At 35.5% G+C, this 16,427-nt stretch carries 16 protein-coding genes; 10 read left to right on the plus strand and 6 right to left on the minus strand.

Going from position 1 to position 16,427, the window contains the following annotated elements; genetic code table 11:
• Positions 1-79: 79 nt before the first annotated feature.
• Positions 80-274 (minus strand): hypothetical protein, encoded by a 195-nt coding sequence (locus HF964_RS02000; RefSeq protein WP_168721366.1) that lies wholly within the window; start codon positions 272-274, stop codon positions 80-82.
• Between the two features lie 342 nt (positions 275-616).
• On the opposite strand from HF964_RS02000, the gene HF964_RS02005 reads away from it, so the two are divergent.
• Positions 617-2,215: a bifunctional aspartate transaminase/aspartate 4-decarboxylase gene (locus tag HF964_RS02005; protein WP_210726975.1), complete on the plus strand. Its 1,599-nt coding sequence runs from the start codon at positions 617-619 to the stop codon at positions 2,213-2,215.
• Positions 2,216-2,386: 171 nt separating this feature from the next.
• Here HF964_RS02005 and HF964_RS02010 read toward each other — a convergent pair whose 3' ends face one another.
• The 3 genes from HF964_RS02010 to HF964_RS02020 all read right to left on the minus strand — a co-directional run bounded on the left by HF964_RS02010 (position 2,387) and on the right by HF964_RS02020 (position 3,578).
• Complete coding sequence (locus HF964_RS02010; RefSeq protein ID WP_168721367.1) at positions 2,387-2,653, minus strand: hypothetical protein; 267 nt, start codon at positions 2,651-2,653, stop codon at positions 2,387-2,389.
• Positions 2,654-2,723: 70 nt separating this feature from the next.
• A complete protein-coding gene (locus HF964_RS02015; RefSeq protein ID WP_168721368.1) occupies positions 2,724-3,173 on the minus strand; it encodes an NUDIX hydrolase in 450 nt (149 codons plus the stop codon).
• 24 nt (positions 3,174-3,197) lie between these two features.
• Positions 3,198-3,578, minus strand: coding sequence for an HIT family protein (locus tag HF964_RS02020; protein ID WP_168721369.1), 381 nt, complete (start codon positions 3,576-3,578; stop codon positions 3,198-3,200).
• A 393-nt stretch (positions 3,579-3,971) separates the two neighbouring features.
• On the opposite strand from HF964_RS02020, the gene HF964_RS02025 reads away from it, so the two are divergent.
• Both HF964_RS02025 and HF964_RS02030 read left to right on the plus strand, forming a co-directional pair.
• Entirely contained in the window at positions 3,972-4,622 is a 651-nt protein-coding gene (locus tag HF964_RS02025; protein ID WP_168721370.1) for an ABC transporter ATP-binding protein, read from the plus strand.
• A complete protein-coding gene (locus tag HF964_RS02030) occupies positions 4,622-5,380 on the plus strand; it encodes an ABC transporter permease (protein WP_168721371.1) in 759 nt (252 codons plus the stop codon). Before HF964_RS02025 ends, HF964_RS02030 begins: the two co-directional genes overlap by 1 nt.
• 176 nt (positions 5,381-5,556) lie before the next feature.
• On the opposite strand, the gene HF964_RS02035 is transcribed toward HF964_RS02030, so the two are convergent.
• Positions 5,557-6,003, minus strand: a complete 447-nt coding sequence (locus HF964_RS02035) for a carboxymuconolactone decarboxylase family protein (protein WP_168721372.1) — start codon at positions 6,001-6,003, stop codon at positions 5,557-5,559.
• A gap of 241 nt (positions 6,004-6,244) precedes the next feature.
• Here HF964_RS02035 and HF964_RS02040 point away from each other — a divergent pair, with 241 nt between their 5' ends.
• Positions 6,245-7,051 carry a hypothetical protein gene (locus HF964_RS02040; RefSeq protein WP_168721373.1) on the plus strand — a complete coding sequence of 269 codons (807 nt, stop codon included), beginning with the start codon at positions 6,245-6,247 and terminating at the stop codon, positions 7,049-7,051.
• Positions 7,052-7,120: 69 nt separating this feature from the next.
• The gene (locus HF964_RS02045; RefSeq protein WP_168721374.1) at positions 7,121-7,681 is read left to right on the plus strand and encodes a GNAT family N-acetyltransferase; all 561 of its coding nucleotides are present in this window, start codon (positions 7,121-7,123) and stop codon (positions 7,679-7,681) included.
• 225 nt (positions 7,682-7,906) lie between these two features.
• On the opposite strand, the gene HF964_RS02050 is transcribed toward HF964_RS02045, so the two are convergent.
• On the minus strand, positions 7,907-9,616 hold the full coding sequence (locus HF964_RS02050; RefSeq protein WP_168721375.1) for an NFACT RNA binding domain-containing protein: 1,710 nt from the start codon (positions 9,614-9,616) through the stop codon (positions 7,907-7,909).
• Between the two features lie 270 nt (positions 9,617-9,886).
• Here HF964_RS02050 and HF964_RS02055 point away from each other — a divergent pair, with 270 nt between their 5' ends.
• The 5 genes from HF964_RS02055 to HF964_RS02075 all read left to right on the plus strand — a co-directional run bounded on the left by HF964_RS02055 (position 9,887) and on the right by HF964_RS02075 (position 16,402).
• The gene (locus tag HF964_RS02055) at positions 9,887-10,306 is read left to right on the plus strand and encodes a MarR family winged helix-turn-helix transcriptional regulator (protein ID WP_168721376.1); all 420 of its coding nucleotides are present in this window, start codon (positions 9,887-9,889) and stop codon (positions 10,304-10,306) included.
• A 130-nt stretch (positions 10,307-10,436) separates the two neighbouring features.
• Positions 10,437-11,303: a DegV family protein gene (locus tag HF964_RS02060; RefSeq protein ID WP_168721377.1), complete on the plus strand. Its 867-nt coding sequence runs from the start codon at positions 10,437-10,439 to the stop codon at positions 11,301-11,303.
• Between the two features lie 189 nt (positions 11,304-11,492).
• A complete protein-coding gene (locus tag HF964_RS02065; RefSeq protein ID WP_168721378.1) occupies positions 11,493-12,653 on the plus strand; it encodes a hydroxymethylglutaryl-CoA synthase in 1,161 nt (386 codons plus the stop codon).
• Positions 12,654-12,863: 210 nt separating this feature from the next.
• Entirely contained in the window at positions 12,864-14,621 is a 1,758-nt protein-coding gene (locus tag HF964_RS02070; RefSeq protein WP_168721379.1) for an ABC transporter ATP-binding protein, read from the plus strand.
• A complete protein-coding gene (locus tag HF964_RS02075; protein ID WP_168721380.1) occupies positions 14,621-16,402 on the plus strand; it encodes an ABC transporter ATP-binding protein in 1,782 nt (593 codons plus the stop codon). Before HF964_RS02070 ends, HF964_RS02075 begins: the two co-directional genes overlap by 1 nt.
• Positions 16,403-16,427 lie beyond the last annotated feature (25 nt).

The raw sequence follows: 16,427 nt of genomic DNA on the forward strand, positions 1-16,427 counted from the left end.
TATCGCAATAGCAGTTTGGTTTAAAAATCGAAATGGCGATTCAATGTGGGGGGGCTTCTCACTATTAGGATGTGATTCTCTAGGTTGTTTGGTGCCAATTATTGGGATCATTATTATCTTGATAATGTTGCATAGTTTGTTTAGTTTTCATCATTACTATGGCGGCTATGGTTATCATAGTTTTTTTCACCATTCTTTTTTCACCCATTCCTCCACATCCCATTTTTTCATCACTCATATTATGAGCCAACGTATCACTTTGGTTATCATCCAATGTTTCAACCACACGTTGTTCATGAATATCATGTGGTTCATGAGTATCATGTATATCATCATTACTAGTGATTTAAAAAGACTTATTAAAAATACGACAATAGCCCTTGAAGGAATTCCTTCAAGGGCTATTGTCGTATTTTTAGCATGTTAATATATTGCTAGTATAAGCTATAAGTAAAATTTTTAAGAATTTATTATTTATAACTAATCAAATAAATTTTGCGTTAGAATTGCATTTATGCAATGGCGTTCTGATATAGCACATTTATATAAAGTAAATACCATTATTGATGTGTTTCATAATACCATGTTAAATAAGTAAATTCGGAGTGTGCGGCGTATGAGCCCTGAAATCGATCAAAAAAAACTTGAACAATCAACGGAACAGCTTGGTGCTTTTGAAATTAGCGAAGCAATGTTAGAGTTGGCCCAACATAATGAAAAAAATAATAGCGTTTTAGATGCTGGTAGAGGTAATCCTAATTGGATTAATACTAAGGCCCGATTAGCATTTGCACGTTTAATAGAGTTTGGCGTTGCTGAATCCCGACGAACTATTTTGCAAGGAGACTTGGCAGGGTACACCATACTTGATAATATATCAACGCGCTTTGCTAAATTTCTAGATAACGGTGATGCAGTTGATAACTTTTTACTTGAATCACTTGAATTTGTAGCTAATAAATTTAATATCAACCGTGATGAATTTGTCAAAGAAATAACAGACGGCGTAATTGGCAATAATTATCCTGTCCCAAGTCGCGTATTGAAACACTCCGAAAAAATTTTAAATGCTTATCTACAGTCAACGCTTTATAATGGCGTTGATTTGGCAGATAAAACACATATTTTTCCAACAGAAGGTGGTTCAGCAGCGATTGTCTATATTTTTAATTCGCTACGGGTAAATCATTTATTAAATCCTGGTGATAAAATTGCTGTTAGTACACCAATTTTTACACCGTATTTGCAAATTCCAGTTTTAAACGAATATGAAATGGTAGAAGTTGATTTAACTTCGAGTGCTAAATACAATTGGAAAATTCAACCAGATGAATTAGCCAAAGTAAGTGATCCAGATATTAAAGCTTTATTTTTAGTTAATCCTTCAAATCCCGGTTCAATGGCCTTGAATGAACATTCTTTAAAGCAAATTGAACAATTAATTGCTAATAATCCGGATTTAATCATTATTACTGATGACGTATATGGTACGTTTGTTGATAACTTCCAATCGGTCTATTCAGTTGTACCTAAGAATACGTTACTAGTATATTCTTATTCAAAATTATTTGGTGCAACTGGCTGGCGCGTGGGAATGATTGCCGCGCACGAAGATAATGTCTTTGACCGCTTAATTAGTCAATTACCACAACATCAACGTGCAGAGCTCGATGCTCGTTATGCACTGAATGTTTTGGCCCCAGCTGAGATGAATTTTATTGATCGCATTGTTGCTGATAGTCGAGCGGTTGGCCTTTATCATACAGCCGGTTTATCAACGCCACAACAATTAATGGAAGTCTTATTTTCATTGAACTATTTGCTTGAAGCTGATAATGGGGATTATTACGTTGAAGCTTCAAAAGCTATTGTTGCGAAACGCTATGCAGCTTTGTTTACTAATCTGGGAATATCTACCAATATTAGTCCATATAATTCTAAATATTATGCTTTAATTGATATTTATCAATTAGCTGAGCAACGCTATGACAAAGGTTTTCGTGCGTTTTTAGTTGAAAATTTTGAACAAATTGATTTCCTCTATAAATTATCTAAAAAGAGTGGAGTAGTAGTAATGGATGGGGCAGGCTTTGGTGCTGCAGAAGGGATTATTCGAGTGTCGGAGGCTAATTTACCAGATGACGCGTATAGCCAAGTCGCTACAGCAATATTAGATTTACTTGCAGATTACAACTACCAATACAAACATAACTAAACCATAGCTATTAATATACGTAGCTAGTTTATTAAACAATATGACAAATACCTCTCTAAAGAAAAGTTCTTCAGAGAGGTATTTGTCATATTTGAATATATCGAATTTCTATTTTGGAACGTATTTAGAAGTAACTTATCGCCGTAATAGCAAATTTTTAACCATTTGTTATTACATATCAGGATGCTCTAATTGGCGTAATGCGTTTATAAGTGGCTGTAAACTATCAGGATAAGAGTTGTGATTTTGCAAAATGTATAGCACAATTACTTTTCTCAATTTTTCAATCTGATGTGCAGTTTGTCCATTTTCATTAGCTAAAATTGCTTGTTGTAATTGTTCAATGTTTTGATAGATATTAGTAATTGCTTTGATGTCATTATCCTGAATGGCGTGCTTTAATATTGGTAATAAATGGGTATATTGATATGTTTTCATATTACAAACCTCCTTAACATTAGCTTATCGTCAAGGTATCACAATTGTTCATTAACTGAAATAAGCTTTATTACCATCCAAGTTCACTATAGGGAATGCCTTTAGCATATTGTTCAAGGGCCAATTTACGATCACCAATTAACGTCGCTGGTAATTGGCTGATTGGCCACCAACTTAAGCCGGCATTTTTATGTGGTTCCATCACTTGCGGAATTCCATCATAACTTAGTACTTTGAAATAGCCATTAAAATAAACTTTATCCGTATCGCGATCATGTTTATGAATCATGGTGGCAAATTCTAATTGTCCTGGTAAAACTGTAATTCCTAACTCTTCATTTAGTTCACGGCATAAAGCTTGTGGTAATGTTTCACCAGCTTCAACGTGACCGGTGGCTGCTAAATCATAGGCACCATCTTGATAGCCGGTATTTTGGCGTTTTTGTAATAAAATTTGCGTTCCATCGGGAGAAAACATTAAGGCAAAAACGGCACTGGGTGTTTGATAACGAACTTTCATATTAATTTATTACTCCAATCTTTTTTAGTTAAATTCACCACCACCGGGGAACATCTTACGAATACCGCCAGCTGGATGTGCATCATCACCTAAGTAACGGGGAATAACATGGATATGAGCATGCATGACTGTTTGCCCGGCTGCATCGTTAACGTTAATGCCGATATTGTAGCCATCGGGGTGAAAATCATGCTCCAATAAATCCTTTGCTTCATGAATCAATGAGTTAATTGCAACTATTTCAGGATTAGTCAATTCAAAATAATTTTGTCGATGAACTTTTGGAATTATTAGCAAATGCCCTGTACTAACCGGATATGCATCCCAAAATGCACCAGCCAGATCGTTTTCAAGAATAAAAGTAATTTGTTGACGTTGACAAAATATACATGTTGTATTATCCATAAAGCCCACCATCCTAGATATCTATTAATTATCGTGCATAATACTTTTTATTCTAGCTAAAAAGCTAAAAATTACAATCTTTTTTGTATCAAAAAAGCATCAGTTATTGTAATTCATCACTGATGCTTAGAATTAGTCAAATAAAATATACCAAAAATCCCCTAATTATTGTCTGGTAGCTACCATTAAGTTCCCCCGAACTATGCTAGTAGTCATTTAACTAATTAATCAAGGATAACACAAATCTTGGAAATAAATAGGTATTTCTCAATATTTATTTTAAATAATCGTAAGTATAATTTAAAATTTAAATCTTATAATTAATTTGTGCATTACAATGGTAAAACTAATATAATAATTAATAAAGTTATTGTTAATAAAGGAGTTAAAATTATGCAGTTTGAATTAAATGATGTTGGTATTACTCGTGAAAATAAAGTAATTATTTCAAATATAAATTTAGCGATTACTAAAGGGGACTATTTAACTATAATTGGCCCATCAGGGAGTGGAAAGAGTACTATACTTAAGGTTATGGCCAGTTTAACTGATCCTACTAGTGGTTTAATAAAGTATAACGGTCAAAATATTTTAACGTTAAATCCTATTAACTATCGCCGAGAAGTATCATATTGTGTACAGCAACCAACTTTATTTGGTGACACTGTTCGTGATAATTTAGCCTTTCCATTCCAAATACGGAAGATAAAATTCGATGTAACGAAAGCAGAAACCCTGTTGCAAGAAGCCCATATGGATGCTAGTTATCTTGATCACCCCATTGAAAATTTATCTGGTGGTGAGCGCCAACGGATTGCATTGTTACGTAATATTATTTTCAAACCACAAGTATTACTACTTGATGAGGTTACTACAGGGTTAGATTATGAAAATAAGGCTATTATTCATAATTTAATTCAACAAATGAATGTTGACCATCAAACAACCATTATCCAAATAACACATGATGAGACAGAAATTACGCAAGCTAAACAAATAATTGAAGTCAATGATGGCCATTTAGTAACAGGAGGACACGCATAATGGGAATTGCTGTTAATAATCAGTCTTTATTTTATGTCGCATTACTGGTCTTAATTGCTCTTTTTATTGCTTGGCGTGAAAAATTAGGCCTTGATCGTGATATGATTATTGCCATCATTCGAGCAGTAATTCAGTTAGTAATTGTCGGCTATGTTTTACGATACATAATCCAGCTTGATCAATTGTGGGTAACTTTAATTATCGCGACGTTAATTATTTTTAATGCTAGTTATAATGCAATGAAACGCAGCGCCCTTAAATCATTTAAAATTTCACTTGCTGCCATAGGAATCGGAACTATTATCACTTTAAGCGGTCTTATATTAGCTGGAGCAATCAAACTAGTACCATTTCAAATCATTCCAATTACTGGAATGATTGCCTCAAATGCAATGATTGCTGTTGGTTTATGCTTTAAGACAATGGATCAAGCTTTCAAAGATCAACGCCAACAAGTAATTGAAAAACTAACTTTGGGAGCTGATTTAAAAGATGCAACATTACCAATTATTCGGATGAGTATTAAAACAGCTATGCAACCAACCATTGATGGAGCTAAAACGGTCGGCATTGTTAGCTTACCAGGAATGATGTCGGGTCTAATATTTGCAGGTATCGATCCGGTTCGGGCAATTAAATACCAAATTATGGTCACATTTATGTTAATTTCAACTGCTAGTATTGCTTCCTTCATTGCTGCTTATTTAGGATATCGTAAGTATTTTAATACTCGTAAACAATTAAAAAGTATGAATTAAAAATATTAAAAAGGGAGTGTGCCATCCCTTAATTTTAGTAAGTATTTGCTGTTAAAACTTATCATAGAAATCCGATATATTCCAATTACAAAAAAAGCTAGGGAAAATTTATTTTTCCTGGCTTTTTTGCTAGTATTTCTCGATATTATCTGACTCTGTTATGCTTTCTTAAGATCTTATTCAGTAATACTACTATTCCCAGTCGCTAACATCATCCGATTCCAAAAATTAATATTATTAATTACTAAGATTAATTCTAAGTATTCTTTTTCGCTAAAAATAGTGCGGACACGATGATAGTAACCATCTGTCACAACATAGTTTTGAATGTTGGTAATTTTATAAGCTAAATCTAAGGCCATTTGTTCACGCTCAGTATAGAGATGGGCTTCTTTCCAAACTGGTAGAAATGTTAATTTACGTTCATCGGTATTTACTTTACGGGCCTTTTTAAGATGTGCATTGGTACAAAAGGCACAACCATTAATTTGTGAAACAAAGATATTTACCAATTCAATTAAGTCTGATTCCAAAGTTGTTGCCGCCAAGTTAGTTTGATCCATTTTAACAAGGTAGCCAATTTGTTCACCGATTGTTGTATTATATTTAAGTTTTTCTTCCATGTACTTAAACCATCCTTTCAAGGTTACCCAAAGTATAAACGATGCTTAATTCGCTATCAATAAGTAAGCATATTTTAAAGAATATTGTAAGACAAATTAAGCTTCTATTCATATATCTACAAACTATATTAACTTTACTAAAAATTGTAAATGCCCTAATTCAAAACCATGCAAAAGCCTCCATAAACATGCTAAAATGATACTCAAAATATTGTAGTTACAGTAAAGGAGGGGACATATTATGACTGCTCAGTCGATTGAAGCCATTAGTGCAGAAAATCAACATTTGCAGCAACAATTAGATCTTGAAAACGATCATTACTATCAGTGCTATGCACAATATTTAGATGATAACGGAGCTTTTTGCCGTCCACATGCTTTAGAAGAACATAAACGTATAGTTTTACGCCAAATTGTTCAACTTCAAAAGACACATCAAGATTGTCAAACTTATTTTAAGAAGACAGCAGTAGATTTGGCCAAGTTACATTTAAATACAATCCCTCATTCCGGTATTAGCTATGTGAAAGCTAGTTTGTTATTTGCACTTGCGTTTGCATTTCCACAAATTCTGGGCCCTAGTCACACTTTTGATTTAAATGGTACCGTCTTATTTACATTTGGCTCAATGGCTGGCGCGTGTTTAATTTGTAAAACATTGGCACACACCAAAGATTTTATCCAAAGCTTTATTAGTTGGTTAATTGTTAGCTTAATTGCTAGTTTAAATTTAAGCTTAGCACTATGGATTCAACCTGTTGAAGGCTATCATTTGAGTGGGGCTATTGGAATGATTATTATGTCATTAATTGGTCTGCTTGCTGTCGCACTTAATCCACTCTCAGGACATGAAAATTCATTTGATCGTATTGTATTAGTCTTAGCAGTTAATAATTCAATTTTAGGAATGATTGCCATTATTTTAAATACCATCACTATTAAAGAGGGAGCTAGTCCATTAGCTACTTGGTGGATTGCAGCGCTCTTTATATTAATTGTAGCTTGCTATACGATTTTCATATGGCGGTTGATTAAATACTTTCGCTAATAAAAAGCTTGTCTTACTAATTGGATGATTCTATACTGAAACAAACATATACAGTAGAGGATTTTTTTAATGACACGAGCATGGTTCAGTATTCCCATTACCGATGACTTAAAACTAGTACAACCGGAAATATATATGGGTCAAGAGGTATTTAACTTAGTTACAGAAAATCGAGAACATCTTAATCAATTTTTACCATGGGTAGAACAAATGATTGCTAAAGAACTTGAAGAAAATTTCATTCGGAGCATGCAAATGGCTCATATTCAAGGTACCAGTCAACTATTCTTTATCGCTTCTGGCGATGACATTATTGGTGCAATTGACCTACATAATATAAATCAAAGTGTTCGTAAAGCAGATATTGGTTACTGGCTAAGTAATAAAATAAGTGGTCAAGGCATCATGACTACAGTTGTAAAATTCTTTTGTAACTACGCATTCACTGTATTAACTTTTAATAAATTGACTCTCCAAATTGATGTAGCTAATACTGCCAGTAATCGAGTTGCTGAAAAATGCCATTTTCAATTTATTGGTATGCACCCAGCTGATTTTAATTTACACGGTGAATTACGTGATATGAATTATTATGCTTTATTGAATCCTAACAACAAACATAGTTCTTAAGGCTAGCTAATAAGGTCTAAAATATCACTATATAATGGAAGAAAAAATTAATAATAGATTACTATAGACGCAAAAAGAGTATGCCAAAAGTCTGGTAATATCGAGAAATACACTAAATAACCTCCTTGAAGAATTTTTCAAGGAGGTTATTGTCATAATTCGAATATATTGGCTCTTAATTGATACTACATTTTCTTTTTCTCTATTATTTAAATAGCGAATTCATTATTGTGCTTTGTTATTACGTAATTGGTCAATTAATTGGGCATCCGGCGTAACATACATAGTTGATTGACCTTCAAAAATTACATAACCGGGTTTGGAACCATTGGGTTTACGTAACAATTTAGCCGGAAGATAATCAACCGGAACGTTAGCTGATTCGCGGGCTTTTGAGAAGTAAGCAGCGAGGGTGGCACCTTCTAATAACGTTTGCTCACTGGGATTACTATCATGAATAATAACATGCGAACCTGCCATTTTTTGGACGTGCAACCAAATATCGTTGCGTGCTGCTGTTTTAAGGCTTAATTTATCATTTTGCAAATTATTTTTCCCAACTTCAATTAACGTGCCATCCGTTGCATAGAATTTTTCTGGTTGTGAGATTTGCAAGCGGGCTTTTTTGTTCTTAGCTTTATTGCGAATATAACCTTCCGTCGTCAACTCCATTCGGATTTCATTAATATCTTTGGGACTGGCAATTTCAATTTGTGCCATAATATTTTCTAGGTACTCAAGTTCATGTTGAGTCAGAGCAATTTGCTCGTCAACATAAGCCACGGCCTTTTTTAACTTATTATACTTGGTAAAATATTTTTGTGCATTTTGAGAAGGACCAATTTGATTACTCAATGGAATTTTCATTGGTTTTTCATTGTCATAATAATTTGGTAACGTAATTTCCGTCATTCCACGTTCAACTTGGTAAAGGTAGGTCGTTAATAACTCACCTTTAACCTTAAATTCGTCGGCATGGGCTGATTCGTCAAGAGTTTTTTCAAGCTTCTTTAACTTAGTTTTGTTCTTCTTAATTTCATTACGGACGACGCGAATCACATTACCAGCTTGTTGTTGTACCCGGTCACGTTCAGCACGATCGGCAAAGTAGATATCTAACATTTCGCCCAAGGTCGCAAATTCACGCACTGTTCCAGGTAAAGTTAACCACTTAAATGGTGCAAAGACGACTTTGTTGTTCGTCGCTAAATCAATTAATTGTGGTGCCGGGGTACTAAAGTTTGCCAACCAGTTTTGAGCATGGGCCATAGCATCGCCGGGTTCATGTACTACGGTTGCTAATTCTAGCGCCGAATCAAAGGCAAAACCTTGAAAATGGCCTTGAATCGCTTTAGCTAAATCTTTTTGATCAGGAATATCCAAGATAAAGTTCGCCAAGCCTTGCAATGAATCATATGGGTTAATAACATCTTGCTTAGGTGGGGCAATATATTGCGCCCCAGGGTATAGTGAACGGACCCGGTTTTGATCGGCCGAAACGTGTTTGATTAATTCAATAATCTTATTAGTCTTTTGGTTAACCAAGAACAAGTTTGAGTGACGGCCCATCATTTCAAGAATTAACACAACTTCCTCTAAATCTCCGAGTTCATCATGGGTTAAAACTGATAATTTAATAATCCGGTCATTTTCAACTTGTTCAATCTTTTCGATTTTGGCACCTTCGAGGTGTTTGCGTAACATCATCGCAAAAGATGGTGGGGTGGTTGGGTTAGCGTACGGAATGTTAGTGATTTGAGCCCGCGCAAAAGTAGGATGTGCAGATAATAGTAGCGGATAATTCTTACCATTATTCCGAATCACTAAAATAACTTCTTGGGGGTAGGGTTGATGAATCTTAGCGATTCGTCCACCAACTAAAAGCCCTTGGAGTTCAGTAACCATTGCATGCGTAAATAAACCGTCAAAACTCATTGAGCATGTTCCTCCATTTGTAAAATAATTCAATAGTTACTATTATACCGCATTTTACATAGATTGTAGATAAAGTTAAAACTCAGTTGTAGTAGTAAGCTTAGTATTAATTCGAGTTTATTAAGTAATTTTCAATGTACAATTAATAGCCATCTTAAATTAATATTTATATTAATAATCGCCAAATATATAGTTGGTATATACAATAAGCGTTTAATATGATAAACTAAAAGAAATTCAATTTTAGTTAACTAAAGGACATATAGTATTATGAAATCAAGTTTGGATGCTTTACGCGATAGTGAGAAAATTCAACGTAGTGCGTTAATGAAAATTACAAAGCAATATAATTTAACCATTGCCGAGTGGCAATTACTGACAACTATGATGGCTGGCTTTGATACTCAAGATAAGTTATCAGCAGAAACCGGACTTGATACATCAACACTTTCAAGACAATTAAAAAGTATTTTTGCAAAAGAATTTGTCGATAAAGTTGCCACCGGTCGCGATCGTCGGCAACTTGTATATTCTGTTTTACCAAAAGGGACAGAAGCTGTTTTGGCAATTAATACAGAATATCAAAAACTTGAAGGTGTTATTTTTGACAAATGGTCTAATGAAGAAATTAATATGCTTCGAATTTTATTAAATCGCTTAGAAAAATCAATGGGACGTGTTGCAGAATAATTAAGTTTTTATATAGCAATTTGACAAGCTGTTTAACAAAACAGTATGATAGAATATATTTTGATATTGAAAAATTTTGATATTGAAAATAAAATTTATCTGTATTTTTTAGAGAAACGAGGGTTATTGAATGAAAATCGCCGTGGTTACTGACAGTACTTGTTACTTAAACGACGAAGAAGTTGCGAATAATAATATTACTGTTATTCCAATTCCGGTGATTGTAGATGGACAGGTATATGAAGAAGGCGTAACAGTTTCAAACGCCCAATATTATGATATGTTGGCTCATTCACAATCATTCCCATCAACTTCACAACCAGCTATTGGTCAATTGATTAATGTTTATGAAGGCCTACGTGATCAAGGGTTTGATGCAATTATTTCAATTCACTTATCATCTACAATTTCAGGGATGTATAATACAGTTGCAAACGTTGCTAATCAAATTGATGGGGTTAAGATTTATCCATACGATAGCCAAATTACGATGCGGTTAATGGGTGAGTTAGTTATAGATGCTGCTCGTATGGCTAATGCTGGTGAAACACCAGAAGATATTTTGGCCGAACTAGACAAAGTTCGTAAAACAATCAAAGAATTCTTTGTTGTTGATGATTTACAAAATTTAGTGCGTGGCGGTCGATTATCGAATGCAAGTGCTTTTATTGGTTCAGTTTTAAAAATTAAACCATTACTAACTTTTGATGACAATACTCATGAAATTGTCGCATTTGAAAAAGTACGTTCAATGAAGAAAGCACGTAAGCGTGTTGAAGAATTGTTCGCCGAAGTTATGGCAACTGTTCCGTATACAATTAAGTTAACTGTTTATCATGCCAATGCACCTAAAGTGGCAGAGGAATGGTATACTGAATTAAAACAAACTTATCCAACGTTATCAATTGAAATTGCTGAAATTGGTCCAGTTATTGGAACTCATCTCGGTCAAGGTGCTTTAGCACTTGGCTGGATGCAAGATACATCAGTAAACTAATATAAAACATAATTATTTTTTGATAACGGCTTGTGATATTTATTTATTATTTGATTGCTATTTTTTTGAATCTTCATTTATATGGTAAAATATTTATCAGATGGAGATTTCATATTTACATTAATGGAAATTTCCCGATAACGGAAGTTTCCGTTTTTTATTCTCATGAAATCCAAGTAGGAGGACCAAATGAAAATTGGTATTGATCAAATCGCTTTTGCAACAAGCGATAAATATCTTGATTTGACAGAATTAGCCCATGCCCGGGATACAGATCCAAACAAATTCTTAATCGGGATTGGTCAAAGTGAACAAGCAGTAATTACTAAAACACAAAACATTGTCACATTAGGGGCAAGTGCCGCTGCTCAGATTATTAACGATAGCAATCGCGATATGATTGATATGATTTTAGTAGCTACTGAATCAGGTATTGATAATTCTAAGTCAGCTGCTGTCTATATTCAAAAATTACTTAAACTAAATCGCTATGCTCGAACACTTGAACTTAAACAAGCATGCTATGCTGGTACGGCTGGATTAATGTTTGCTCGTGATTTCGTTGCAAGCCATCCAGAAAAACAAGTTTTAGTGATTGCCGCTGATGTAGCACGTTATGGTATTAATACTCCTGGGGAAGTTACCCAAGGTGGGGGTGCGGTGGCAATGTTAGTTAAAGCAAATCCACAAGTTATTAGTTTTAACGATGATAATGTTTACATGTCAGATGATGTGATGGACTTTTGGCGGCCAATTTATCGGAGTGAAGCTTTAGTTGATGGTCATTTTTCAGCAAATATCTACCAAGATTTTTTTAAAGAATTATGGGATCGTTACCGGTCCACTACTGGCCATGCCATTAATGATTTTAAAGCTTTTGCATTTCACTTACCATTTACCAAAATGGGCTTAAAAGGCTTACGCGAAATCTTACCTGAAGCAACTGAAGACCAACAAGCAGCGTTACTTGCTGAATTTGAAGCTAGTCGCGTTTATAATCGACGGGTAGGGAATTTATATACCGGTTCCTTGTACTTGAGCTTGATTTCGTTATTGGCAAATGGTTCAGTTCAAGCTGGGGATCGAATTGGTTTGTTTAGTTATGGCTCAGGGGCCGAGGGAGAATTTTACTCAGCCACCGTTGAAGCTAACTTTAAGCATGGCTTACAAACTGACTTTAATGCTTTGTTTGCTAAGCGAACACAGGTTAGTGTTGCTGAATATGAAGAAATTTTTGCCGATAAAGCACCAAATGATGGTCAAAATGTGATGTTTGATTTAACCAATGATCCTAATCGGTTTGTTTTAGCGGGAATTCAAGACGAAAAACACGTCTATAAGCAACAATAATTTTTTACTAAAAACGTTACGGTAAGCTTGCCGTAACGTTTTTAAATTGGTGCGTATTATTAATTTTTTAAATTAAAAATTAGAAAAAGTTTGTAAATTCACTTGTATATTGATAGCATTAGAGAATGATATATTAAAAGTATTGTATTTTGATTAAAACAAAAATTAGAATGGGATACTTATGATTTATATGGAGAGAGAGGTTTTTTTATGGATATATTCCGCAAGCTAACTTGGTTCTTCAAAGAACAAAAAGCGATGTACATTCGTGGGCTCCTTGCATTGATGATGACGGCATTTTTAAATATGATTCCGCCATTTTTAATCGGTTATACCGTCAATCAAATTGTCGCCCATAGTTTAACACCGATGAAGTTAGCTTTAATTTTACTGGGGGTCGGCGCCGAAGCTGTGACCCTCTATGCATTCCGATATATTTGGGCCGTGCACATTTGGGGTGGGGCAACGTACCTCGAACGGAAGTTACGGCAACGCTTGTACATGCATTTTATGCACATGGACACCAAATTTTACCAAACATATCGGACTGGGGACTTAATGACGCGGGCAACTAATGACTTAATTCAAATTCGCCAAGTTGCGGGGATGGGAATTTTGACCTTAGTTGACTCATTAACGACTGGGACAGTTACGATTATTACGATGGCGTTTGTTGTTGATTGGCGCTTAACGTTAGTCGCCATCTTACCATTCCCATTATTAGCCGTGATGTCAATTAAATTAGGTCATCGGATGCATAATGCCTTTGGTGATCAACAACGCGCCTTTTCTAAGTTAAGTGATAAGGTTCAAGAATCACTTTCAGGGATGAAAGCCATCAAGACATTAGGTCAAGAAGCGCAAGATATTGAAGATTTCAACGCGCATAACAAGGCTTTGATGCAGGCTTATAAAAAAGTTGAGTTTGTTGGGGCATTGTATGACCCACTAACGACCATGATTATTGTGTTGGCGTATGTTGCAACCATTATCTATGGTGGTTGGTTAGTCTTACATCAACAAATCAATATCGGCCAATTAGTCTCATTTATTGCTTACTTATCAATGTTAATTTGGCCAATGTTTGCGATTGGTCAATTATTTAACATTATCGAACGCGGGAATGCCTCATATGACCGGGTTATGAACATTTTAGATAATGAAACCCACATTAAAGAAGCTGAAAATCCCGTTATGCTACCTGCACAAGGTGATCTTCATTTTGCTATCAAGCAATTTCAATATCCTGATGATGCTGAAATTGCGCTTCAAGATATTGATGTGACAATTAAAGCCGGCCACACGCTTGGAATTGTTGGCCAAGTTGGGGCGGGGAAAACTTCATTATTGAAGTTACTCCTCCGTCAATATGATAACTACGAGGGTGTCATTACTTTAAATGGTGAAGATATTCGCCAATTCCCCCAAGACACATACTTGCGTTCGATTGGTTATGTGCCGCAAGAAGGGTTCTTATTTAGTACTTCGATTAAAGAAAATATTCGCTTTGCTCGGCCAGATGCTAGTGATGAACAAGTCCATGCTGCCGCACAAAAAGCAGCCTTCCATGACGACATTATGAACATGCCCGATGGTTATGAAACAGAAGTTGGTGAACATGGGATTAGTTTATCTGGTGGTCAACGCCAACGGCTTGCTATTGCCCGAGCATTGTTAATTAATCCAGAAATTTTAATTCTGGATGATTCATTATCCGCGGTTGATGCCCGGACCGAAGCCGCTATTTTAGCTGTTTTAAAACGTGATCGCGCTAATAAAACGACCATTATTTCTGCTCACCGGATGAGTTCAGTAATGAATGCGGAAAACATTATTGTGTTTGATCATGGTCAAATCAAAGAACGTGGTACTCATGCTGATTTATTGGCTAAAAATGGTTGGTATGCAATGATTTACCAACAGCAACAACATGGGATGGACGCTACCATCCAAGGAGGTGAAGCTTAATGGCCAAAGAACAATCAATTTGGGCGGAAAAATTAACGTTTAAAGACCAAGTTAAAGTCATTAGAGGCTTATTGCCATTTGCTAAGCCTTATAAATGGTACTTCTTTAGTGCCATTGTTGCTATTGGGGTTGTATCAGCCATCAATGTCTTATTACCACGGATTTTACAAGAATTCATGAATAAGTATTTAGGTCATCTCGATACTAAGTTCCAAGTTTTAATAATTTTTGCCGCCGTTTACTTTGGGGTTTCACTGCTCAAAGCAGTATTCCAATTTCTGCAAGAATACTTATATGGTCTTGGTGGGGCCTATGCGGAGGTTAATACCCGTGAACAACTTTACCGCCATATTCATACCCTGGGGATGCGGTATTTTGACCAAAATCCGGCTGGTTCGATTTTGTCACGAGTAACCAATGATACCCAAGCCTTGTTTGAAGTTTGGCGGCTATTCATGCTCGTCTTAATGGGGACGTTTGGTTTGGTGGCTTCATACTACGCGATGTTTGTCACTAATGCCAAAATTGCCTTAGCCTTACTAATTTTCTTACCGTTCTTATTCGGGGCCGTGTTCTACTACCAACGAGTAAGTTCCAAAGTTTATGGTGGCATGCGGGAGAAACTATCCCAATTAAATGCCAAAATTGCCGAATCAATAAACGGAATTAATGTGATTCAACAATTCCGCCAAGAAATGCGGATGGGAAAAGATTTTGCGGTGACCAACGATGAATATCAAATGGCCCGGATTCGGATGATCAAAACTGAATCGTTGTTACTTAATCCTTTGATGAACTTATTTAATGGGTTAGGAATTGTGATTATCTTAGGGATGTTTGGTTGGCATTCAATGGATGCGGCTGTCGCGGCCGGTACGGTCTACGCCTTTATTTCATATTTGAATAACTTCTTTGCACCAATGAGTGAAATCATGCAAGAATTAGCGTTATTCCAAGATGGTTCTGTCGCAGGGGTCCGGGTCTTGCGCATTCTTGAAAATCAAGAACTTGCCCCCGCACAAGTCGCACATCCCCACGGTGAAATCACCCAAGGTAAAATTGAATTCAAAAATGTAACGTTCTCCTATGATGGGGTTCATCCAATTTTGAAGAATTTATCATTTACGGCCTTACCTGGCCAAACGATTGCCTTAGTTGGTCACACTGGTTCTGGTAAGAGTTCAACGATCAATGCTTTGATGCGTTTTTATGATTTCCAAGAAGGCCAAATTTTAATTGATGATCAAGATATTCGCGAATATCCGATTGCCGAAATTCGCAAAAAACTTGGCCTGGTATTACAAGAATCATTCATGTTCTACGGGGATGTTAGTTCAAATATTCGAATGTTTAACCAAGACATTACTGATGAACAAGTTAAAGCGGCTGCTGAATTTGTCCAAGCAAGTCGTTTTATAGAAGAATTACCAAAAAAATATGCTGAACCCGTGATTGAACATGGAGCAACATTTTCAGCTGGTGAAAAGCAATTACTTAATTTCGCCCGAACAATTGTTACCAATCCTAAGATTTTAGTGCTCGATGAGGCAACGGCTAATATTGACACTGAAACTGAAGTTACCATTCAAAAAGCACTCGCTAAGATGCGTAATAACCGGACTACGATTGCCATTGCCCACCGTTTGTCAACGATTGAAGATGCTAATTTAATTTTAGTGCTTGATCAAGGTGAAGTCATTGAACGTGGTACTCACGCAGAATTACTTGCTTTAAATGGTAAGTATAAAGAAATGTATGATCTTCAAGGAAAAGAAGTTTAGTTAGAAAGCCGACAGAATTTTACTG

This window comes from Periweissella fabalis (assembly GCF_012396505.1).
GTDB lineage: Bacteria > Bacillota > Bacilli > Lactobacillales > Lactobacillaceae > Periweissella > Periweissella fabalis.